The 20,945-nt window shown below is 62.1% G+C and carries 17 protein-coding genes and 1 tRNA gene; 7 read left to right on the top strand and 11 right to left on the bottom strand.

Annotated elements, in window-relative coordinates; genetic code table 11:
• Nucleotides 1-7: 7 nt before the first annotated feature.
• Complete coding sequence (locus ACKFRX_RS01660) at nucleotides 8-1,540, bottom strand: adenylate/guanylate cyclase domain-containing protein (RefSeq protein ID WP_408919312.1); 1,533 nt, start codon at nucleotides 1,538-1,540, stop codon at nucleotides 8-10.
• Between ACKFRX_RS01660 and ACKFRX_RS01665 the strand changes: the two genes are divergently transcribed.
• Both ACKFRX_RS01665 and ACKFRX_RS01670 read left to right on the top strand, forming a co-directional pair.
• Nucleotides 1,539-2,777: a DNA polymerase III subunit delta' gene (locus ACKFRX_RS01665; protein ID WP_250409513.1), complete on the top strand. Its 1,239-nt coding sequence runs from the start codon at nucleotides 1,539-1,541 to the stop codon at nucleotides 2,775-2,777. The genes ACKFRX_RS01660 and ACKFRX_RS01665 overlap by 2 nt on opposite strands.
• A 76-nt stretch (nucleotides 2,778-2,853) precedes the next feature.
• A tRNA-Thr gene (locus tag ACKFRX_RS01670) sits at nucleotides 2,854-2,929 on the top strand.
• Nucleotides 2,930-2,999: 70 nt separating this feature from the next.
• Here ACKFRX_RS01670 and ACKFRX_RS01675 read toward each other — a convergent pair.
• The gene (locus tag ACKFRX_RS01675) at nucleotides 3,000-4,622 is read right to left on the bottom strand and encodes an AMP-binding protein (protein WP_408928032.1); all 1,623 of its coding nucleotides are present in this window, start codon (nucleotides 4,620-4,622) and stop codon (nucleotides 3,000-3,002) included.
• Nucleotides 4,623-4,773: 151 nt separating this feature from the next.
• Here ACKFRX_RS01675 and ACKFRX_RS01680 point away from each other — a divergent pair, with 151 nt between their 5' ends.
• From ACKFRX_RS01680 to ACKFRX_RS01690, 3 genes are read left to right on the top strand one after another with little or no spacing between them, the layout of a single operon-like run.
• Nucleotides 4,774-5,589, top strand: coding sequence for a GDSL-type esterase/lipase family protein (locus ACKFRX_RS01680; protein WP_040424914.1), 816 nt, complete (start codon nucleotides 4,774-4,776; stop codon nucleotides 5,587-5,589).
• A 51-nt stretch (nucleotides 5,590-5,640) separates the two neighbouring features.
• A complete protein-coding gene (locus ACKFRX_RS01685) occupies nucleotides 5,641-6,726 on the top strand; it encodes an S-(hydroxymethyl)mycothiol dehydrogenase (RefSeq protein ID WP_200435940.1) in 1,086 nt (361 codons plus the stop codon).
• Nucleotides 6,726-7,340 (top strand): MBL fold metallo-hydrolase, encoded by a 615-nt coding sequence (locus tag ACKFRX_RS01690; protein WP_005323087.1) that lies wholly within the window; start codon nucleotides 6,726-6,728, stop codon nucleotides 7,338-7,340. The genes ACKFRX_RS01685 and ACKFRX_RS01690 overlap by 1 nt, the downstream gene beginning before the upstream one ends.
• A gap of 3 nt (nucleotides 7,341-7,343) precedes the next feature.
• On the opposite strand, the gene rfbA is transcribed toward ACKFRX_RS01690, so the two are convergent.
• The 7 genes from rfbA to ACKFRX_RS01725 all read right to left on the bottom strand — a co-directional run bounded on the left by rfbA (nucleotide 7,344) and on the right by ACKFRX_RS01725 (nucleotide 16,126).
• Entirely contained in the window at nucleotides 7,344-8,192 is an 849-nt protein-coding gene (gene rfbA, locus ACKFRX_RS01695) for a glucose-1-phosphate thymidylyltransferase RfbA (RefSeq protein ID WP_200435941.1), read from the bottom strand.
• Entirely contained in the window at nucleotides 8,193-9,548 is a 1,356-nt protein-coding gene (gene rfbD, locus ACKFRX_RS01700) for a dTDP-4-dehydrorhamnose reductase (protein ID WP_408928033.1), read from the bottom strand.
• A gap of 2 nt (nucleotides 9,549-9,550) precedes the next feature.
• Nucleotides 9,551-10,546, bottom strand: coding sequence for a dTDP-glucose 4,6-dehydratase (gene rfbB / locus ACKFRX_RS01705; RefSeq protein ID WP_408928262.1), 996 nt, complete (start codon nucleotides 10,544-10,546; stop codon nucleotides 9,551-9,553).
• 64 nt (nucleotides 10,547-10,610) lie between these two features.
• Complete coding sequence (locus tag ACKFRX_RS01710; protein ID WP_408919308.1) at nucleotides 10,611-12,089, bottom strand: DUF222 domain-containing protein; 1,479 nt, start codon at nucleotides 12,087-12,089, stop codon at nucleotides 10,611-10,613.
• Between the two features lie 141 nt (nucleotides 12,090-12,230).
• Nucleotides 12,231-13,556, bottom strand: a complete 1,326-nt coding sequence (locus ACKFRX_RS01715) for a M1 family metallopeptidase (RefSeq protein WP_408919307.1) — start codon at nucleotides 13,554-13,556, stop codon at nucleotides 12,231-12,233.
• 45 nt (nucleotides 13,557-13,601) lie between these two features.
• Nucleotides 13,602-14,681 (bottom strand): alpha/beta hydrolase, encoded by a 1,080-nt coding sequence (locus tag ACKFRX_RS01720; RefSeq protein ID WP_408919306.1) that lies wholly within the window; start codon nucleotides 14,679-14,681, stop codon nucleotides 13,602-13,604.
• Nucleotides 14,682-14,731: 50 nt separating this feature from the next.
• A complete protein-coding gene (locus ACKFRX_RS01725; RefSeq protein WP_408919305.1) occupies nucleotides 14,732-16,126 on the bottom strand; it encodes an alpha/beta hydrolase in 1,395 nt (464 codons plus the stop codon).
• A gap of 532 nt (nucleotides 16,127-16,658) precedes the next feature.
• Here ACKFRX_RS01725 and lpdA point away from each other — a divergent pair.
• Entirely contained in the window at nucleotides 16,659-18,071 is a 1,413-nt protein-coding gene (gene lpdA, locus ACKFRX_RS01730) for a dihydrolipoyl dehydrogenase (protein ID WP_005327177.1), read from the top strand.
• Between the two features lie 42 nt (nucleotides 18,072-18,113).
• On the opposite strand, the gene ACKFRX_RS01735 is transcribed toward lpdA, so the two are convergent.
• Nucleotides 18,114-18,236: a hypothetical protein gene (locus ACKFRX_RS01735; protein WP_005327178.1), complete on the bottom strand. Its 123-nt coding sequence runs from the start codon at nucleotides 18,234-18,236 to the stop codon at nucleotides 18,114-18,116.
• A gap of 161 nt (nucleotides 18,237-18,397) precedes the next feature.
• Nucleotides 18,398-19,807 (bottom strand): acetate metabolism transcriptional regulator RamB, encoded by a 1,410-nt coding sequence (ramB, locus tag ACKFRX_RS01740; RefSeq protein WP_408919304.1) that lies wholly within the window; start codon nucleotides 19,805-19,807, stop codon nucleotides 18,398-18,400.
• Between the two features lie 369 nt (nucleotides 19,808-20,176).
• Here ramB and ACKFRX_RS01745 point away from each other — a divergent pair, with 369 nt between their 5' ends.
• The gene (locus ACKFRX_RS01745; protein WP_408919303.1) at nucleotides 20,177-20,932 is read left to right on the top strand and encodes a succinate dehydrogenase cytochrome b subunit; all 756 of its coding nucleotides are present in this window, start codon (nucleotides 20,177-20,179) and stop codon (nucleotides 20,930-20,932) included.
• Nucleotides 20,933-20,945: the final 13 nt, after the last annotated feature.

Consider the following 20,945-nt stretch of genomic DNA (forward strand, 5'->3'; position numbering starts at 1 on the left):
AACCTCGTTATACCTCGGAACGTTCTGCCAGGGTAGCGCGGATAGGGCGAGCCAGCTGGGTCATGCGGTGACGCCCGCGCAGCTCAATGGATTTCATCATAGTCCAGCGGGCCTGCTCGGCCTCATTGGCGGTCTTGAGCGTGGCGGCATTGGTGAGCACCTGGCCCGGGGTGTCCTTGGCCAGCTCGGTTAGGCGCGCGGCCTCGTTCACGGCGTCACCAATGACGGTGTATTCGAAGCGGTCCGCGCCGCCGATGTGCCCGGCGACGACGTGCCCCGCCGCCACGCCGATGCCCGCTTGCAGCTCCAGCCCGCGCAACTCGCCGCGCAGCTCGCGGGCGGCCTGCAGCGCCATGGAGGCGGAATCATAAACATTGAGCGGCGCGCCAAAAACGGCGAGGGCGGCATCGCCCTGGAACTTGTTAATGATGCCTTTATTGCGGTGCACCACCTCGACGACATGCTCGAAGAACTTATTGAGCTCCTCCACTACCTCCTCGGGGGAGTGGTTGACGGCGAAGGTAGTAGAACCGATGACGTCAATGAAGAGCACAGCGACCTTGCGGTCCTCGCCGCCCAACTCGGGGCGCTCCTCTAGGGCGCGCTGCGCCACCTCGGCGCCGACGTAGCGGCCGAAGATATCGCGCACGCGCTGGCGCTCGCGCAGACCGCGCATCATCTCGTTGAAGCCGGCCTGCAGTACGCCCAGCTCGGAACCGTCATAGATATCGACCTCGGCATTGTTCTCGCCGCGGCGCACCCGGTTAATGGCGTCTTGGAGCTCCACGATCGGGTCCACCACGCTCATCACCGCGAAGCTAGTACCGATAAACCCGGTGGCCAGGGCGGTAAGTGCCAGGGCTGTGATGGCGGGAACCAGGTCTCCTGCGGTGCCGGAGAAGAGCCCGGTGCGCTGTGCGATGAGCACGAGCAAGATGCCCACCAGAGGCACGCCGGAGGTCATCAGCCAGGTCGAAATGAGGCGGTACTTGATGGGCGGCTCCAGGGTGGCGTCCTCGAAGCGGCGCGCCACCGCCTGGGCAGCCACCGGGCGCACGAGACGCTCGGCCTGCAGGTAGGTCAAGATGACCACCACGAGGCCGGCCAGGGTGGCGGACACGCCCACGACGAGCCCGAGGCTGGCAGCTTCCCGGGCGGAAATCACCACGGCCAGGATGATGCCGATGAGCCACACCGCGGCCGCCACCACGGATTGGTAGACGGGGATGCGCAGCACCAGGTTGCGCACCATATTCGGATCGTGCTCGTCCGGGTTGCGCTGCCAGTCCAGCACCGGGCGGAATAGCAGCAGGGTGACGGCGATGCCGATGACCACGGCAAAGATGAGGTACACCGCGGCGACGCCCATCAGGCTGGGCAGCTCGGCGGCAAAGTCCTTAATCTCCGGCATCGGTAGGAAATAAAGGACAAAGGTCATGATCGCGATAGCGCCGATGAGGTTCGCGCCAAGGACTAAGGCGGCGTAGACCGGCCATTGGGTACCCATGAGCCATCGTGCGCCGCGCAGTAGTCTGTTCATGCTTTCATACTTTAGTAAGACCAGTAGGCTAGGGCGAGTGAATACCGGAAGCGTTGCGCAAAGATTGGCAGATACCCCAGGTGTGGCCCGCACTATCCTGGGCGCCGCCCGGGCAGCTCGGGGGATGCCGGGGGCAGACCCGCGGGCGATGAGCCATTCCTGGCTATTTACCGGCCCGCCGGGCTCGGGCCGTTCCTTGGCCGCCATCGATTTTGCGGCCGCGCTCATGTGCACGGACCCAGAGGAGCCGGGCTGCGGCCGGTGCGAGGCCTGCCGCGCGGTGCTAGAAACCAAACAGCACACCGATCTGGTCCTCGTGGATCCACAGGAGGTCATCATTCCCGTGGATACGGTGCGCGAGGTCATCGGCCGCGCGGCGAGCCTGCCCACGGTGGCGCCCTGGCGCGTGGTGATCTTCAATAACGCCGACCGCCTGAACAATAACGGTGCGAATGCCCTGCTCAAGACGGTGGAGGAGCCGCCGGCGCGCACCGTGATCATTATGTGCGCGCCTTCCGACGCCCCCGAGGACTTCTCCCAGACCCTCCGCTCGCGTTGCCGCCACCTCTACATTCCCTCCCCGTCGGTGGAGAGCATTACCGCCCAGTTGGTCAGCGAGGGCGCTTCGGATCACGACGCCCACTTGGCCGCCCTCACCTCCCTCCGCCACGTCGGCCGGGCGCGGCGCCTGGTCAACGACCCAGCGGTGCAAAAACGCCGCGCGGTGGCCATCAACCTGGCAGAGGAGGTCTTCCACGGCTCCCAGGGCTTCCAGGCGGTGACCTCGCTGCTGAAATTGGTGGACTCAGAGGCGAAGGAGTCGCACAAGGAACAAGAAGAGGCTGAGCTGGCGAAACTGGAACAGACCCTCGGCGTGGGTGCGAAGGGCAAAGGTGCGGCCAAGGCGCAGCGCGACGCCCGCTCCGCCATCAAGGATCTGCAGGACCAGCACAAAAAGCGGGCGAAGCGCCGCGTGATCGACAACCTGGACCTCGTGCTTGTTGATCTCTCTGGCGTCTACCGCGATGCGCTCATGCAGAAGGTGGGCGCGCAGGTGGATCTCACCCACCCGGATTTCGCTGGACTTTCTGGTGAGATCGCGCAGCGCGTGAGCGAAGAAGGCCTGCTGGAGTGCCAAGCGGCCATTACGTTGTGCCGCGAGCAGCTCACCCAAAACGTCGGCACGCAGATTGCCTTCGATGGGTTGGTGGGCCGCCTGCGCCGCGCGTGCCTGTAGGTGGGGCCCGATTTCTATTCCGCGGCGCCCCTAGGTTAAACTTTCTCTTGCTGCACTGGCGCATGCCGAGCAGCGCGCCGCCTTAGCTCAGTCGGTAGAGCATTTCACTCGTAATGAAAAGGTCGCGAGTTCGATTCTCGCAGGCGGCTCCACAATGGCCGCAGGTGTATAGCCTGCGGCCTTTTGCGGTTTTGGGGAAAGCGCGTTGTGGGGGGCGGCGCGCTAAGCTTCGCCGTGGTTATCAAGCAGGCGCGGGACCACCTTGCCGGTGGCGTTGCGCGGGAGCTTGGCCAGGAAATGTACGTCGCGCGGTACGGAGTGATCGGCGAGCTTGGTGCGGACCCAGTCGCGGATGGCGTCGGCGGTGAGGGCCTGTCCGGCGGCGTCGGCAGTAGGCACCGCCCACACGGCGATGCGCTGGAAGGTCTCGCTATCCTCTACGCCGCCAGCATGCACCTCGTGGATGCCGGGCATGGCCTCGAGGACCTCGGTAACGGACTGCGGGTGGACGTTTTCGCCGCCGACGATGATCATGTCATCGGCGCGGCCGACCACGTGCAGGAAGTCATGCTCGTCGATGTAGCCCAAATCGCCGATGGAGATGAGCCCGTCTACCTTATTGAGCCGCAGATTCGGGTTGGTATAGCCGGTCATTGCAGTGGAGTTGGTCAGGTAAATCTCTCCCACCTCGCCGCGCGGAACCGGGTGGCCCTCCTTATCGAGGATGCGCAGCTTCGTGCCCGAGGCTACGCGCCCGGCGATGGTGGGGTTGGCGGCCACCTGATCCATGGTGGCGGTCGTCGCCAGTGCGAGCTCGGTGGATCCGTACACGTTGCACAGGATGGCGCCGAAGCGCTCATTGGTCTCCTTGACCACCTCCGGGGTCAGCGCGTTGCCGGCCGAGGCGATGAATTGCAGGCTCGAGGTATCGAACTCGCCAGCTGGGTCCCGCTCCACCAAGCGCTTGAAAAAGATGGGGGAGGAAATCATGCCATCGAGGCGGTAGCGCTGGACATCGTCAAGCACCTGCTCCGCGTCGAATACGCGGCGGGTGACGATGGTATTGCGTAGGCCCAGCGCGATATTGATGCAGGCCCAGCCCCAGGTGTGAAAAATGGAGGCGGTGAGCTGCAGGCGCTGGTCGGCGCGCCATGGAATGGTATCCACGATGGAGGCCAGCACCACCGGCAGGGTCGGCTCCGGTCGCACAATGCCCTTCGGAATGCCGGTGGTGCCGGAGGACATGAGCACAATCGGGCCGTGCTTGGGGAAGCGCGGCAGCTCCACGGCCGGTGGGTTCTTCACAATCTTGTCTAACTTCGGCAGCTCGCTTGCCCCGGTATCGTGCGCGATGATGACCGGGATATCGGTGTCCACGCGGTCGATGAACTCATCATCCACGACGAGCACATTGATGCCATTCTCCTCGATGCAGCCGGCCAGCTGCTCCGGGGAGGAGCCCACGTTGAGCAGGTAAATAGAAGCGCCCACATAGCCCTTGGCGCCGAGCGGAATGATGATGCCGCGGCCGTTGCGCGCCATGACGCCGAGGCGAATCTCGGGCAGGTCCAGCGAGCGGAGGTAGCGGGCGAAGCCCTGCGTGTGGGTGCGCAGCTGGCGGTAGGTGAGGGTGCCGTCGTCGTCGATAAGCGCCAAGCGCTCCGGGCAGGCGAGGTAGCCCTGTTCGATCTCGCGCGCGGTGGTGAAGCGGTAGCGGGCCAGGTTCGGCAGCAGGTTGAGCTGGGCCTTCGCGCCGCCTTGGTGGCTGACGAGTCCGGCGTTAAGAAGCGCCGGCACGAACCGGCCGAGGGCTGCAGCGTGGAATGTGAAATCAGAAAAATTCACGGTTGGGGTAGCTCCAAATAAGCGAAGATAACAAAAAGGTAACCATGGACGATATCGTGAGAGAGGCGCGCGGTGTTGCCGCCAACTCGAAATATGTTACAGAAGTGACTACAGTTACCAGAAGTTACTGGTGTTTCTAGAAAAGGATCTCATGAAATCTCTGCAGCTCAAAGTCCTCTCCGTGGTGGCTTCCGCGCTGGCCGTCGTAGGCGTGGCTGTCGCGCCGCAGGCCACCGCCGCGGAGCGCAACCTGGTAGCCTTCGGCGATTCCGTCCTTGCGGATCCAGACGCCGGCTCCTACTTTGCTCACCGTTTCGATCCCTCTAAGGGTGTGGGCGTTGATTGCCCTACCTCCAATAACTACGCCAAGCGCGCCGGCGCCAAGCTGCGCCTTCCGGTGCGGGATTTCTCCTGCTCCGGTGCCGTGTCCATGTCCAAGGGTCCGCAGGTTTCTCAGCAGGTGGATGCGGCCATCCGTACCGGCGCGCTGAGCCCAGCCACTAACCGCGTGGTTATCACCACTGGCTTTAATGACACTTACAACCACCGCGATATGAGCCTGCCGCAGATTCGCAAGCAGTTCGCGGACCGCACCGCCCCGCAGATCGAGCGCATTAAGCGCGCGGCCCCGAACGCTCGCGTTCAGATCGTGGGATACCCCACCATCGGCACCGGCCCTTATTACTGCCTCTTCCACTTCGGCCCGCGCCCGGCTGATTCCACGTTCCTGCCGGGTATTCAGGACTTTGAGAATAAGGCACAGTGGATGCAAGTGGATCTGGCGGCGCGCACCGGCGTGCAGTTCTTGGATATGAAACCTTCCACCCGCAATAACGGCATGTGTGCCGATGCAAATCAGCGCATGTGGGCTGGTCTGGTGGACTTTAGTGCTGGCGACGGCAACCTGCCCATCCATATGAACCAGCGCGGCCACGAGCATGCGGCCAACGTCATTGCCCGCTCTTAAAAAGAATTTTCAATAATGCGCCGGTTTTGAAAATATAGTACGCTCGGGCGCATGACTGTAAAAGCTGTTATTGCCCGCTCCAAGGGCGCGGAAGTCGAAACCGTCAACATCGTTGTCCCCGACCCCGGCCCTAACGACGTCATCGTGCGCGTCCAGGCCTGCGGTGTATGCCACACCGACCTTGCCTACCGCGATGGCGATATCGAAGACGCCTTCCCCTTCCTGCTCGGCCACGAGGCCGCAGGCGTGGTAGAAACCGTAGGTTCTGCGGTTACCCACGTGGAGGAAGGCGACTTCGTCATTTTGAACTGGCGCGCCGTGTGCGGCGAGTGCCGCGCCTGCAAGAAGGGCGAGCCAAAGTACTGCTTCAACACCCACAATGCCTCGAAGAAGATGACCCTCGAGGATGGCACCGAACTTACCCCTGCGCTGGGCATCGGTTCCTTCGCGGAGAAGACCCTGGTCCACGAGGGTCAGTGCACCAAGGTGGAAGACACCGACCCAGCCGCCGCTGGCCTGCTGGGCTGCGGCATCATGGCGGGCCTCGGCGCTGCCGTGAATACCGGCGATATCCAGCTCGGCGAGTCCGTTGCCGTCTTCGGCTGCGGCGGCGTTGGCATGGCTGCCATTGCGGGCGCCAAGCTGGCGAGCGCGGCGAAGATCATCGCCGTGGATATCGACGAGTCCAAGCTGGAGACTGCCCGCGAGTTCGGCGCGACCGACACCATCTGCTCCAAGGACCTTTCGGAGCAGGAGGTTATTGACGCCGTCCGCGAGCTCACCGGCGGCTTCGGCACCGACGTGTCTATCGACGCCGTGGGCATCCAGCCCACCTGGCGCCAGGCCTTTTACTCCCGCGACCACGCCGGCCGCATGGTCATGGTGGGCGTGCCGAACCTCACCGACCACGTGGACATTCCGGCCATCGACCTCTACGGCCGCGGCGGCTCCATCAAGCCTGCGTGGTACGGCGATTGCCTCCCAGAGCGCGATTTCCCCGCCTACGTAGCGCTGTCCAAGGCCGGCAACTTCCCGCTGGACAAGTTCGTCTCCGAGCGCATTGCGCTTGACGACGTCGAGCAGGCCTTTACCACCATGAAGTCCGGCAAGGTTCTGCGTTCCGTGGTGGAGTTCTAATGCGTATCGATAGCACGGTTACTTCTGGCAAGTTCCGCCTCGATGGCGGCGAGTGGGACGTGGACAATAACGTCTACGTCGTGGGCGATGACTCCAGTGTGTACGTGGTGGATCCCTCCCACGATCTCGATGCGGTAGCAGAGCTCGTTGGCGATCGCCGCGTGGAAGGCATCTTGCTCACCCACGCGCACAATGACCACTGCGAGCTCGCCCCCGAGGCCGCCAAGCGCTTCGATACCGAGGTCTACCTGCACCCGGACGATGACATGCTGTGGCAGGAGTCCAATGGCGATGCTCCGTACACGCCATTGGCGGACCGCGGTCAGTTCGATATTGGCGGCGAGAAGATCACGGTCTACCACACCCCGGGGCACTCGCCGGGCTGCGTGGTGCTGCACGTGGGCGAGACGCTGCTGTCGGGCGATACGCTCTTCAACGGCGGCCCCGGCGCCACCGGCCGCAAGTACTCCGACTTCGATGTGATCATCGAGTCGCTGAAGAACGTCGTCTTCACCCTGCCGGAGGACACCAAGGTCCTGCCAGGGCATGGCGACGCCACCACGGTGGGCGCGGAGGCCGCGCGCATCGACGAATACATCGAGCGCGGCTACTAGCCTCTAGTACGCCCGCAGGTACTCGCCGTAGCCGGACTTAAGCAACGGCTCGGCGAGTTTTTCTAGCTGGGCGCGGTCGATGAAGCCGGCTTCGAAGGCGGCCACTTCTGGTGAGCCAATAACGATGCCGGTGCGCTTTTGCATCACCTCAACGTAGGCGGAGGCCTCGCTCATCGAGTCCACCGTTCCCGTATCGAGCCACACGCTGCCGCGGTGCAGGCGCTGGACATTGAGCTCGCCGCGGCGCAGGTACTCCTCGTTTACCGCCGTGATCTCCAGTTCACCGCGGCCGCTGGGCTCGATACCCTTGGCAATCTCCACGACGGAGTTGTCATAAAAGTACAAGCCCACCACCGCGTGGTTCGACCGCGGCACTTCCGGCTTTTCCTCGATGCTCAGTGCATGGCCTGCGGCGTCGAATTCCACCACGCCATAGCGCTGCGGATCCGAGACCTCGTAGGCGAAGATGATGCCGCCCTCCGGATCTTGACAGTGGGCGAGCTCGCCGCCGAAGCCGTGGAAGATATTATCGCCGAGCACCAGCGCGACGCTGTCGTCTCCAATAAACTCCTCGCCAATCAAAAAGGCCTGCGCGAGCCCCTCCGGCCGCGGTTGGACCGCGTAATCGATCATGAGTCCGAGCTGTGATCCATCGCCAAAGAGGCGCTGGAAGGCCCCCGCATCCTCCGGGGTGGTAATGATGAGAATCTCCCGAATACCCGCCTGAATGAGCGTGGTTAGCGGGTAATAAATCATCGGCTTGTCATAAATGGGCATGAGCTGCTTCGAGATGCCCTTGGTAATCGGGTAGAGCCGCGTGCCGGAACCGCCGGCCAGGATGATGCCTTTCATTTAATCCTCCGGGTACAGCGCCAAGTACAGGGCAAGGGCCGCGCGCCAGTTCTGCGGCTTGAAGCCCGTAGCCTCGATTTTATCTAGCGCAAGCGTCGACTCCTTGGGGCGCGGCGCCTCGGGGCCCGCGATTTCGCGGTACTGCTCGGTGCTTACCGGAGTGACCTCGGCCGGGTCGTGGCCGAGCCCGATGAACACGGCCATGGCAATCTCATCGCGGCCCACGGTATCGCCCGAGTTGGAGAGGTTATACACGCCGTAGTCCGCGTCGGAATTGAGCAGGTGGACGATGCCCTTGGCCAAGTCCTCAGCAAACGTGGGCCGCCCGCGCTGGTCATGGATGACCTTCGGCTCCACGCCCTTAGTGGCCAGCCGGCGCATGGTGGACATGAAATTCTCGCCATCGCCAAAGACCCAGGAAGTACGGATGACGTAGTGCTGCGGCGCGGTCTGCGCGGCGGTATCGCCCGCGGCTTTTGACGCCCCGTATGCACTGAGCGGCGACGGTAGCTCCTCCTCGGAGTGGACCTCGTTCGCCCCATCGAAGATATAGTCGCTCGAGACATGCACCAGCGTGATCTGGTTTTCTGCGGCGATGCGCGCCAGCCGTGCGGGCGCTTCCGCATTGACGGCCCAGGCGGCGGCGCGGTCGTTTTCGGCGCCGTTGACATCGTTATACGCCGCGCAATTAATGATGGCCGAGTACTGCTTCCAATTCCGTTCCGGCGGATTGGTGATGTCGAAGTCGGCGTGGGAGCAGAATTCGGCGTCGGCAAGCAGGCGCTTCAACGCCCGCCCCAACTGCCCGTTCGCGCCCGTGACAAGGATGCGCCGGGCGGGCATTGGGCTCACCTCTGCAAGATCGGGGTGCTGCTTGTCCTTTTCCGAAATCTCGGTGGGCTCCAGCGGCCAGTCCACGATGTTAAGGTTCACCGCGGCGTATCGAGCCTCGGCCGACCAGTGCTCATTGACCAGATAACAGTAGGAGGTTTCCTCCAGCGCCTGAAAGCCATTGGCGACGCCCCGAGGGACAAACACCGCAGTCTCCGGCCCCACCTCGTGGGTGACGACCTCGCCAAAGCTATCCGATCCCTCGCGCAAGTCGCACCATGCGCCGAAAATCTTGCCCTGCGCCACCGAGACGAGCTTGTCCCACGGCTCAGCGTGCAGTCCGCGCGTAGCACCGGCGTGGTTGAAAGAGATATTGTTCTGTACCGGCTGGAAGCTCGCGAGCTCGGGTGCGAGTCCGGTGAATTTTTCGCGTTGCCAATTCTCCTTGAACCAGCCGCGGTTATCGCCGTGCACGTCGAGGTCGATGATGAGCAGCCCCGGGATGGCGGTTTCGGTAATACGCATATCTACTGTCCTTGCTGCTTGTAGCGGGCTTCCACGTTTTCTTTCTCGGGCTTCCACCAGTCTTCGTTATCGCGATACCACGCGATGGTGGCTTCGAGACCGGCGCGGATATCCGTGAACCGCGGGGTCCATCCCAGCTCGCGACGCAGCTTGGCGGCGTCCATGGCATAACGCTGGTCATGGCCGGGGCGGTCCGCCACGTGCTCATAGAGTACGCGCCCATTGCGGGTGTGGCCCATGATTTCGCAGATCAGCTCAATGACCTGCTTATTGTTTATATCTTCCTGGTCTGCCCCGATATTGTAGGTCTCCCCGATGCGGCCCCGCTCGAGGATGGCGAGCACTGCTTTGTTGTGGTCATCGACGTGGATCCAATCGCGCACCTGCTCGCCCGTGCCGTAGAGCTTGGGCGTGTGTCCGGAGAGGATATTGGTGATTTGGCGGGGGATGAACTTCTCGATGTGCTGGTACGGCCCGTAATTATTGGAGCAGTTTGAGATGGTCGCGCGGAGCCCGAAGGAACGCACCCATGCTCGCACGAGGTGGTCAGACCCCGCCTTGGTGGCTGAGTATGGGCTAGAGGGAGCGTAGGCGGTGTCCTCAGTAAACTTGGTGTCTGCCCCGATTTCCAGATCGCCGAAAACCTCGTCAGTGGAGACATGGTGGAGGCGGGTATCGTGCTTCCGGCAGGCTTCCAGAAGGGTGAATGTGCCTACGAGGTTCGTGTGGATGAAGGGCGAGGGGTCGCGCAAAGAATTGTCGTTATGGGACTCGGCGGCAAAATGAACCACTACATCGGCAGCGGCGACGAGCGGTTCTACGGTGGCGGGATCGGCGATATCCCCCTCCACGAGGTCAATATCGAGGCCGGCGAGGTTGGCGCGGTTTCCGGCGTAGGTGAGTTTATCGAGCACCGTAACGCGGGTATCGGGGCGCGCCTGGCATATTAGGCGCACGAAATTGGCGCCGATAAAACCGGCGCCGCCAGTGACGAGCATCGTTTGCATGGTTATCCAGTGTAGGGCAGTCGGGCGCGCGGCTGTGGCAGGCCGCGGGCCCCGGTCAGGCCGCGCCCGGGGGCGACGGCGGTGGCGAAGGCGGATCAGTGAGCCTGCGGGCCGGGGCTTGTTCCGCGGCGGGGTGGTCGTTGACCTCCACGGTGGGCGATAAGCCGTTGGCGTGGGCGGCTCGGTATCCTACCCGGCCCGTGTCGGGGTCTCGTTCGGCGTGTCCCATTCCGTTGCGGCCATCGCGGTAATCGTTATTGTCCACGTGGTGCCGGCGGCACAACAGAGTGAGGTTCTTGAGGTCGGTGGCGCCACCGTGAGACCAGGCTTGGAGATGGTGGACATCGCAGTCCTGCCACGGACGGTGACACTCTGGGTGCGTGCAGACGAGTTCGGAGGCCGCTAGGGCGAGCTTTTGCCAGAGGGACGCGGTGCGCTTGGTGCGGCCAAGCTCGAGGGGGAAGCCCTTGTCGTCCACGGCACAGAAGAAATCGTGCCGCGCGCCGCCGAGGCGGAGAATGTCGAGCGGGGTGAGCTCGATGCCGGTGCTGGTGGCGAAGCGGGTATCGCCGCCCATTGCCTCCAGTTCCTCCAAGGTGGTGGCGACGAAGAAGGAACCGAGTCCGTCGGAGTTCTTTTGGGTGGCGGAAAGGTAGCTCGACAGGGCAGCGGTTAGTTGGTCCGCCATGCGCTGGGTATAGGTGCGGGTATCATCCTCGGCGCTGAGATCCGCGCTGCCCTTATTTTTGGCGGGGGCAAAGGCGCTGGCGAGGATGGCGGCCGCAGAGGCATCGAGGTAGCCGGAGATATGCACACCGCCGTCAGCATCTTGGCGGGAGATGCTAAAGCGGCGCTTGCGGGTAGCGGCGTGCGGGTCGGGCTCGCCGGCTGGGTTGAGAGCGTGCTTATTCGCTTTGCGGATGGCCTTGCGTAGCCACTCGCGCAGGGAATCGAAGGAACGACGCTTGGCCTGCTCGAGAGCCTGGTTGCGCAGTTCGCTCGGGCCGGGGATGGCGTATTTGCTGAGGCTGCGCAACTCGTTCTCGATGAGGTTGAGGATGCGCTCGGGGATAGGTTCTTCCTCAAAGAGCTTCTTGCGACGCTTCTCCTCCTCGCGGCGCTCGCGGTCAGCGCGGCGGCGGGATTCTTCCTCGGCTCGGGCGCGTGCGTCCTCGTCCGCATCGGGGTCCGCAGGGGGAGTGGGCTCCGGATCGGGGATGGGGGCGAAGAGGTTGCGTCCATTGCGGAGGCGGGCGGCGGCCTCGGCATCGGTAAGTCCGAGGCGCGTGGTCAGGTAGTCCTTGGCCTTGGAAGAACCAACGCGGCGGCCGGCGTCATCCCGCTCTGCGATGAAAGCGAAGGCGGCGTCGATGGTGGACTTATTGCCTAGCGCCCGCTCCAAGTGTTCGAAATGCGAATGAAGAAGCTCGAAGGACAGATCGGAAGGATCCTGCATGAGGCTGCGCAGCTGGGTCAGCCCAGTGGCAACCTGTGCGATGGCGGAGTCTATCTCCGCGTGCTTGGTGGTATGCATGATCCCTCCCTTCCTTTTCGTTTACATGTTCTATCTTACCCAGATAAAACACCCCGTCAACAGGAAAGAAGGGATTGGTCAATAGATTAGACATTCCCCAAACAAACGCAGTCAAAACCCCGCAAAGCGGGGCCAAAACCACTAATTCGGGAAGGGAGGAAGGGCCTTCTGGTTAAGCCAGGCGTCTACGGTGGCGTCGAAAAGCGCGGCGTCAGGAGCGGCGGCGCGGAAGTCATCCAGCAGCATGGAAGGCTCTACTACCGAGTGTTGGTGTTCGGTGAGGTAGCTGCGGAGGGTGGTAAAGAAGGCGTCGCCAAGCAGCCGGTGAATGGCGTGCACGGTCAAGGCGCCGCGCTTATACACGCGGTCATCGAACATGTCGCGCGCACCCGGATCAGAAACGGTGAGGTTCTGCGCCTTGCGTCCCAGGACGTTGTAGTGGGAACGCGCCGCCTCGCGCGCGGTGGTCTCGCCCTTGTGCTCGCCCCATAGCCACTCGCTGTAGCAGGCAAAACCCTCGTTGAGCCAAATATGCTTCCACTCGCCTAGGCCCACGGAATTGCCAAACCACTGGTGGGAAAGCTCATGAGCGATGAGGCGCTCGAAGGCGTGATCGCCCTTGATGTGGTTGGAGCCAAAGATGGACAGGCCTTGCGCCTCTAGGGGAATCTCCAGCTCATCTTCCGTGATGACCACCTGATAATCCGCAAAGGGATACGGGCCATAGAGGGAAGAGAAGAAGTCCACCATTTCCTGCTGCTGGGCAAACTCATTCAGCACGCGCTCGCGCAGCGCGGCCGGCGCCCAAGCGCGCGTGGAAGGCCCCAAATCAAAAGTAGAGAACTCTCCTACCTGCACCGCCGCCAGATAGGTGGCCATGGGCTCGCGGGTGCGGTAGTGCCAGCGCGTGGTGGAACCGCCCGCTCGGCGGGAGACAAGGTCACCATTAGATACCACGATGAAGGGGTCATCGGCCGTAACGATGATGTCATAGAGTGCCTTGGCAGAAGGCGTATCGTCGCAGGGGAACCAGCTCGGCGCGCCATTGGGTTGGCTGGCCACCAGCGAACCGGACTCGGTTTCTTCCCAGCCAATCTCGCCCCAGGTGGTGCGGATCGGCCGCGGGCTGCCGCCATAGCGAATCACCAGCTCAAACTCCGTGCCGGCCGCAATCTCTTCTGCGAAACGCAGGCGCAGCTTGCCGGAGGACTGGCGGAATTTAGCCACCCGCGGCGCACCCTTTGCGGTCACGCGCCGGGCCACCATCGCCCCGCCCAGATCCAGGGTCAGGGACGCCAAATCTTCATCGGCCCGGATGGCCAAAGTAGCCTCGCCGTGGAGCAGGTTGGGCTCCACGCGGTAGGTCAAATCCAGCGTGTAGTGGGAAACCTCGAAACCGAGGTTAAAATCCACGCCGGTATAAGGATCAGTGTGGGCACGCGAAAGGGCGGTAGGAAGCAACTTCATAATGCTGCAAGCCTACCGCCCTTTTAGTCGCGGAAAGAAACGAGCTTATTTATTGAAAGCGCGCTCGAAGACCGGCCAAGAATCCTTGAGGTCCGCAATCCAGTGCGGCCAGGAGTGGGTGCCGGTATTGCGGAAGTTGTAGGTCGCCGGGATGCCAGCCTGGTCCAGCTTGGCCTTGAAGTTGTGGGTGCAGTAGTTCACGCCAGCCTCGATGGCGCCGCCTTCCACCTGCAGCTGAGCGGAGCCCACAGCAGCGATAGCAGGGTTATTTCCCTTGCCCACGTGATAGGAGAAGGTATCCTCCTTGCCGGCCAACCCGGAACCGGAAGAGATGTACAGCTCCGTGCCGCGCAGCTTCTCGTGGTTCATCATTGCGTCGTTATAGCGGTTGGTGGGGGAGCCGAACGGGCCCCACATCTGCTCCGCGGTAGCGCCGCCGCGGTTGACGGTAAGCTCAACGGCCTTGTGCTCTACCGGGTAAGCGGTGGCTGCGCAGCCGGCGTAGGAACCGACCGCGTCGTAGAAGCCCTGGTTGTGCTCCGCCAGCAGCAGGGAGGAGGTTGCGGACATGGACATGCCCGCGATGGCACGGTGGTTATCGGCCTTGATGTGGCCCTCGATGGCACCCGGCAGTTCCTTGCTAAGGAAGGTTTCCCACTTCTGCGGGCCCTTGAGGTACTTAGAGTTCGGTTCGGAGACCCAGTCGGTGTAGTAGGAGAAAGCACCGGCCTGTGGGACGACCACGTTGACGTTCTTGGAGTGGTAGAAATCGACGGCGTCAGAAAGCTTCAGCCAGTCCATGTCCTGCTCCGCGCCGCCTGCACCGTTGAGCAGGTAGATGGTCGGGCGGTTCTCATCCGTCGCGCGAATGACGGCCAGCGGAATCTTGCGGCCGTTCATGGCAGGGGAGGTGGCCTGCAGCTTTTCGACGCGCGGATCGTCCTTGTACTTCTGGTACCAGGTCAGCTGCTCCAACTCCGGGGTGACCTCTAGTGGGGCCAGGGTGGACTGGGCGGCGTTGCCCGCTACCTGCTGCGGGGTGAGCTGTGCGGCACCCGCTAGCGGGGCGCAAGCCAAGCCTGCACACACGGCGGTGGCGGCAAGGATGGAGCTAAGACGCTTCATAGTGCTTCTTTCCTATAGTTATGAACTCGCTGATTATACTTCTGCGCTACTTATTCCGCGACGCCGCCAGCCTCTGCGGCTCCAGCGGCCTCTGCACCCTCTGCGTCCTTGCCCTCGACAAAGTCCTTGTCCGGGGACTGGTCAGCGGCGCTCGGGGCGTCCTTCACCTGCGCATCTTCCTCGGCCTGCGGCGCATCGATGGAAAGCTCGTTGGGCTTTACCTCCGGCTCGGCCGGTGCTTCTGCGGCGTCCTTAGCAAAGCCACGCTCGAAGGTTGCCCAGGAGGTGAAGAGATCATTGCGCCAGCCCGGCCAGGAGTGGGTGCCGGTATTGCGGAAGTTCCAGTCCGCCTTCATGCCCTGGGAGTCCATCTTGGCCTTGAGGTCATGGGTGCAGGAGTTCATCGCGGCCTCGATGACGCCGCCCTCAACGATGAGGGTGGAAGAGCCCGGAACACCCCAGTCATTGGCGCCGCCCAGGCCGGAGTTGACCGAAACATAAGTCTCGGACTTGCCCAGGTTATTCGGATTAGCGTTCACCAAGGCATCGTTGTACACGTTGTACTCGCTGCCCATAGCGCCCCACATCTGATCGGCCGAGCCACCGCCGCGGTTGACAGTCAGCTGGGTGTACAGGCGCGGCAGCGGGCGAGAGGTGGAAGCGCAGCCAGAGAAGGAGCCCACGGCGTTGTAGAAGCCCGGGTTGTGCTCCGCCAGTAGTAGAGAGGAGGTAGCGGACATGGACATGCCGGCAATCGCGCGCTTGCCATTGCCGCCGATGTGGTCTTCCAATGCGCCCGGCAGCTCCTTGGTGAGGAAGGTTTCCCACTTCTGCGGGCCCTTGAGATAGCCGCTATTCGGGGAGGATACCCAGTCGGTGTAGTAGGAGAAGGCGCCGGCCTGCGGGATGACCACGTTGACGTCCTTGGACGTGTAGAAGTCCACCATGTCCTGCATGCCCTCGGCCTTAGGGTCGATGTCGTGGTTGGCGGTGGCGGTCAGCCAGTCCATGCCCTGCTCGGCACCGCCGGCGCCGTTGAGCAGGTACAGGGTGGGGCGCTTCTTATCAAAGTTGCCGTCCGGGGTGATGACCGCCAGCGGAACCTCGCGGCCGCCCATGGCGGCGGAGGTGGCGGTCAGGGCCTTAACGTGGTTGCCGTAGTGCTTGCCCTGGCCGCTCTTGTGACCGAAGGCGTAGCCCTTCCACTTGTCCTTATCTTTCAGCTTGGAAATATCCACCACGCGGTTTTCGCCTTCGGTGGTGATGGCGTAGTTGATGTTTTCCGCATCCGCCGAGTCGGTGAGGTTTACCTCGCGGATGGTGGACGGGGTGGCGTCGCCCTGGATCTCGGCCGGCTCGACGGCGGAGGCGATAGGGGCGGAGAGGACTCCAGCCGCGATGGCGATGCCTGCGACGCTGGAGCCGATAGAGCGCAAAGTATGCATATTTTAGCTTCCTCGAGTTAAGAGAATCTTCTCAGTAGGTATCGTTCCGCAAAGCGGGAATGTTAGCAAGACTCTATGCCTTAATAGCCCTTTTAATGTAGCAAAACCTGTGACGCATGTGGTTTGTGTGCCATAATTCTGAACGCGGCGCGTATGTAACGGTGGCGCTACAATCTCCGCTAGTACTAAACGTGTGAATAATGCGGTCCCCAACCGCGGACCCATCCCTCGCTCTAGGCAAGTAAAAACACAGAAAGAAGCATAATGAACGTTTTCGATTCCATCCTCGTGGCCATCAACGAAGTTCTGGGCCAGTTCCTGCATACCGGTTCTTCCATGTCCTCCACCGCTGCACTGGCTCTCGGCCTGTTCTAAAACACCGATTCCATAGCCCTGCGTGGGGGCGTCGCGCGCTTGCCGACGCCACCGTGCAGGGCCTTTGCGTGTTTTACCCCCGAAGCGTGGGGTACTCGGGCACAAGAGTGTGACCCAATGCGCGACATGGAGGGGAAAGTTACGTATCCTAAAGGGCGTGACTAATGAACATTATGACGTAGTAGTACTCGGCGCGGGCCCTGGCGGCTACGTGGCCGCCATCCGTGCAGCTCAGCTTGGTAAGAAAGTTGCCGTAATCGAGAAGCAGTACTGGGGCGGTGTCTGCCTCAACGTAGGCTGCATCCCTTCCAAGGCGCTGCTGAAGAACGCTGAGGTTGCCCACACCTTCAACCACGAGGCCAAGGACTTCGGCATCTCCGGTGATGTCTCCTTCGACTTCGGTGTTGCCCACAAGCGTTCCCGCAAGGTTTCCGCGGGCATCGTCAAGGGTGTCCATTACCTGATGAAGAAGAACAAGATCACCGAGATCAACGGCCTTGGCTCCTTCAAGGACGATAAGACCATCGAAATCACCGATGGTGATGACAAGGGCAAGACCGTCACCTTCGATGACTGCATCATCGCTACCGGCTCCGTGGTCAAGTCCCTGCCGGGCGTAGAACTCGGCGGCAACATCGTCTCCTACGAGGAGCAGATCCTCAACGATGAGGCCCCGAAGTCCATGGTCATCGTCGGCGCCGGCGCCATCGGCATGGAATTTGCTTATGTTCTTTCCAACTATGGCGTGGACGTCACCATCGTGGAGTTCATGGACCGCGTCCTGCCGAACGAGGACAAGGACGTCTCCAAGGCCATTGCCAAGGAGTACAAGAAGCTCGGCGTCAAGCTGCTGACCGGCTACAAGACCACCTCCGTGAAGGACAACGGCGATAATGTCACCGTTGAGGTGGAGTCCAAGGATGGCTCCAAGCAGGACACCCTGACCGTGGACCGTGCCATGATCTCCATCGGCTTCGCCCCGCGCACCGAGGGCTTCGGCCTAGAGAACACCGGCGTTGAGCTCACCGAGCGCGGCGCTATTGCCATCGATGACACCATGCGCACCAACGTTGACCACATCTACGCCATCGGTGACGTCACCGCGAAGCTGCAGCTGGCCCACGTTGCTGAGGCACAGGGCGTTGTCGCCGCAGAGACCATCGCCGGCGTGGAGACCCAGCTTTTGGGCGACTACATGAACATGCCGCGCGCTACCTTCTGCAACCCGCAGGTCGCTTCCTTCGGCTACACCGAAGAGGCCGCAAAGGAGAAGTTCGCGGACCGCGACATTAAGGTCGCTACCTTCCCGTTCTCCGCTAACGGCAAGGCTGCTGGCCTCAATGAGACCGCGGGCTTTGTCAAGCTCATCGCGGACGGCGAGTACGGCGAGCTCATCGGCGGGCACATGGTGGGCTCCAACGTTTCCGAGCTGCTGCCAGAGCTGACCCTGGCGCAGCGCTTCGACCTCACCGCTGAGGAAATCGGCCGCAACGTTCACACCCACCCGACCCTCTCTGAGGCCATGAAAGAAGCTGCCGAGGGTATTGGCGGCCACATGATTAACCTCTAAGCAGGGCTGCTTGCCGACGTCGGCCTTTCTCCCACCACCGCCCTAGCGGCGGCGGGAGGCTAGGACCTCGGCACACCACAACGGCAACAGCATCGGCACCGCTGATCCTCCTCCGCCCACACGGGGCAGGAGGGAAGCAGCGGTGCCGATGCTCTTTGTGTGCATAACGCGCGCAACCCTCACCGCTACTCGAAAATTTTTCGAGTAGCTTTCGAGTAGTTTTCGAGTACTGCCAAACCGGCAGGTCATAACGTTATTTACTCGTAACGAACTCTTTCGAGTAGCTTTCGAGTAGTTTTCGAGTAGGTCGATTGGCGCCGAAGACGCTAGTAGGGTGCCACGGCGGAGCGGTGGGCATCGACGTTGATGACCTCGTTGATGGGTGGAAAGGCGCGCTGCGCGCAGTTCTCGCGCGGGCACGTGCGGCAGCCGGAGCCGATGGGGGTGGCCGAGGAAAGATCGCTGAGATCGAGCCCCTCGGCGTAGACGGTGCGGTCGGCGTGCCGGGCTTCGCAGCCTAGTCCGATGGCGAAGAGCTTATCGGTATCGCCAAAACGCCCTTGGTGGTGCTGGACGGCGCGCGAAATCCACAGGTAGTTGCGGCCATCGGGCATTTGGGCCAGCTGGCGGGAGATAATGCCGGGCTGGGCGAAGGTCTCGTAGACATTCCACAGCGGGCAGGTGCCGCCGTTATTGGAAAAGTGCACGCCGGTGGCGGATTGGCGCTTGGACATATTGCCTGCGCGGTCGACGCGGACAAAAGTAAAAGGAATGCCGCGGAGGTTATCGCGCTGCAGGGTGGACAGGCGGGAGGCCACGGATTCATAGCCCACGCCGAAGACCTGGCAGAGGTATTCCACGTCGTAGCCGGAGCGCTCGGCTTCGGAATGCATCAGTGCATAGGGCATCACGGTGGCGGCGGCGAAGTAGCTGGCCAAGCCGCGCTGTGCGAGGTTGCGCGAAGCATCCGAGGTAAACGCCTCTTCCCCCACTAGGGCGGCGATGTCCTCCCCGGCCTCGAGGAAGCTCAGCTCCGCGGCCATGCGGAAGGCGCGCTGGCCTTCGCTCAGGCGCGACGCGAGCCGGAACTCGCCGGTCTCGCGGTTAAAGCTGTGTAGCGTGCCATCCATCTGGGAAGTGATGTGGATATCTACGTTGTGGCGATCGCGCAGGCGCTGGGTCAGGGCATGTTCGGTGTCGCGAATGCCGAATTGGGTGACCGAGAGGGCGTCGGCAAGCTGCTCTGCATGGTGGTCCAGGTTGTCCAAGTAGTTTTGGCGAGCGTAGAAGAAGTCGCGCACCTCGTCGTGCGGCATGGATAGGGCCTGGGTGGCCTCGGTGGTGCGGCGGGCATCGGTGGCCAGCGAGAGCTTATCACGCACATTGCGGTAGCGACGGTGGACGTCTACCAGCGTGCGAGCCACGGTGGGATGGTTATAGACCAGCTCGGAGAGCTCCTGCAGCTCGACAGGGGAGGGGCAGAGCTCCTTGTCTTGGATGACGTCCTGGATCTCGGCAAGAAGGCGGGAGTCGTCATCACGGGAGAAGAAGGTGGCATCGACGCCGAAGACCTCCGTGATGCGCAGGAGCACCGGGACGGTGAGCGGGCGGACGTCGTGCTCGATCTGATTGACGTAGCTGGCGGAGAGCCCCAGCGTCGCAGCAAGGGAAGCCTGACTGAGATCGCGCTCACGGCGAAGCTGGCGAAGGCGAGATCCCACATACGTCTTACTCATGCCGGCAAGGTTACTGGCTGGCCTGCGGGTGTGCACCCTAATCGCAAAGATCTTGCAAAGAATGTTCACGTTCCTGTGGGGTGCATGTGGGTTTCATGCGAAAGTTTGACGCATAAAGGGGTGAGGCGATCACTCTAGTAACAGCGGGTGACCAAGTTCACAATCAAGTGGACATTTACGCAACGTCAATATTGCGGAATTCCGACCTGCCAAGGTAGTGACGTTTTGTCCCGAGGCTTTTAAGGCAACCCTTGCCTAAAAGAATTCTGACTTTAACCGTACCGCCGTACCGTTAGGTGAAACGCTGCAGGAATTGACTAGTAACCAGCGGTTAAGCCCAGTTAAAGTGAGGGCGACAATGGAGGTGTCATGACTTTAAGAAATCCGGACCGTGAGGCAGTAGCTCACGGCCACATCACTAACGAACCAATCCGCCAGAAGCCGGGAGTGCCCTCCTGGGTTCTGAAGCTCATCATGGCCGTCACTGGCCTGCTTTTCGCCCTCTTCGTTGTTGGCCACATGGCCGGCAACCTGAAGTTGTACTTGCCGGCGCACGGCGGCGAAGAGGCGCTGGATGAATACGGCGCATTCCTGCGCTCCATGGGCGAGCCACTGTTCCCGCACGGGGGCGCATTGTGGATCATCCGCGCCGTCCTGCTGGTTGCCATCCTTGCCCATATCTACGGTGCGATCGCTTTGACTGCCCGCTCCAAGGCTTCCCGCGGCAAGTTCAGCCGCAGCAACCTTATGGGTGGCCTAGATTCCTTCGCCACCAAGACCATGCTGGTCTCCGGCCTGGTTTTGCTGCTGTTCATCATCTTCCACCTGCTGGACCTGACCATGGGCGTACAGCCCATCGCCCCAGGTGACTTCGCAGAGGGTGCGGTGAAGGCCAACATGATTGCTACCTTCAGCCGCTGGCCGGTCACCATCGTGTACGTGATTGCCATGTGCTTCCTGTTCCTGCACCTCACCCACGGCATTCGCCTTGCCGCCTCTGACCTGGGTATCACCGGTGCGAAGTGGCGTCAGACCTTCCTGATCTTGGCGTACGTCATCCCGGCCGTTGTCTGCATCGGCAACATCGTTATGCCTTTGTCCGTTGCCCTGGGCTTGGTCAGCTAAAGGAGTTAGAAAC

It is taken from the genome of Corynebacterium tuberculostearicum (genome assembly GCF_046097465.1).
Classification (GTDB): domain Bacteria; phylum Actinomycetota; class Actinomycetes; order Mycobacteriales; family Mycobacteriaceae; genus Corynebacterium; species Corynebacterium tuberculostearicum_I.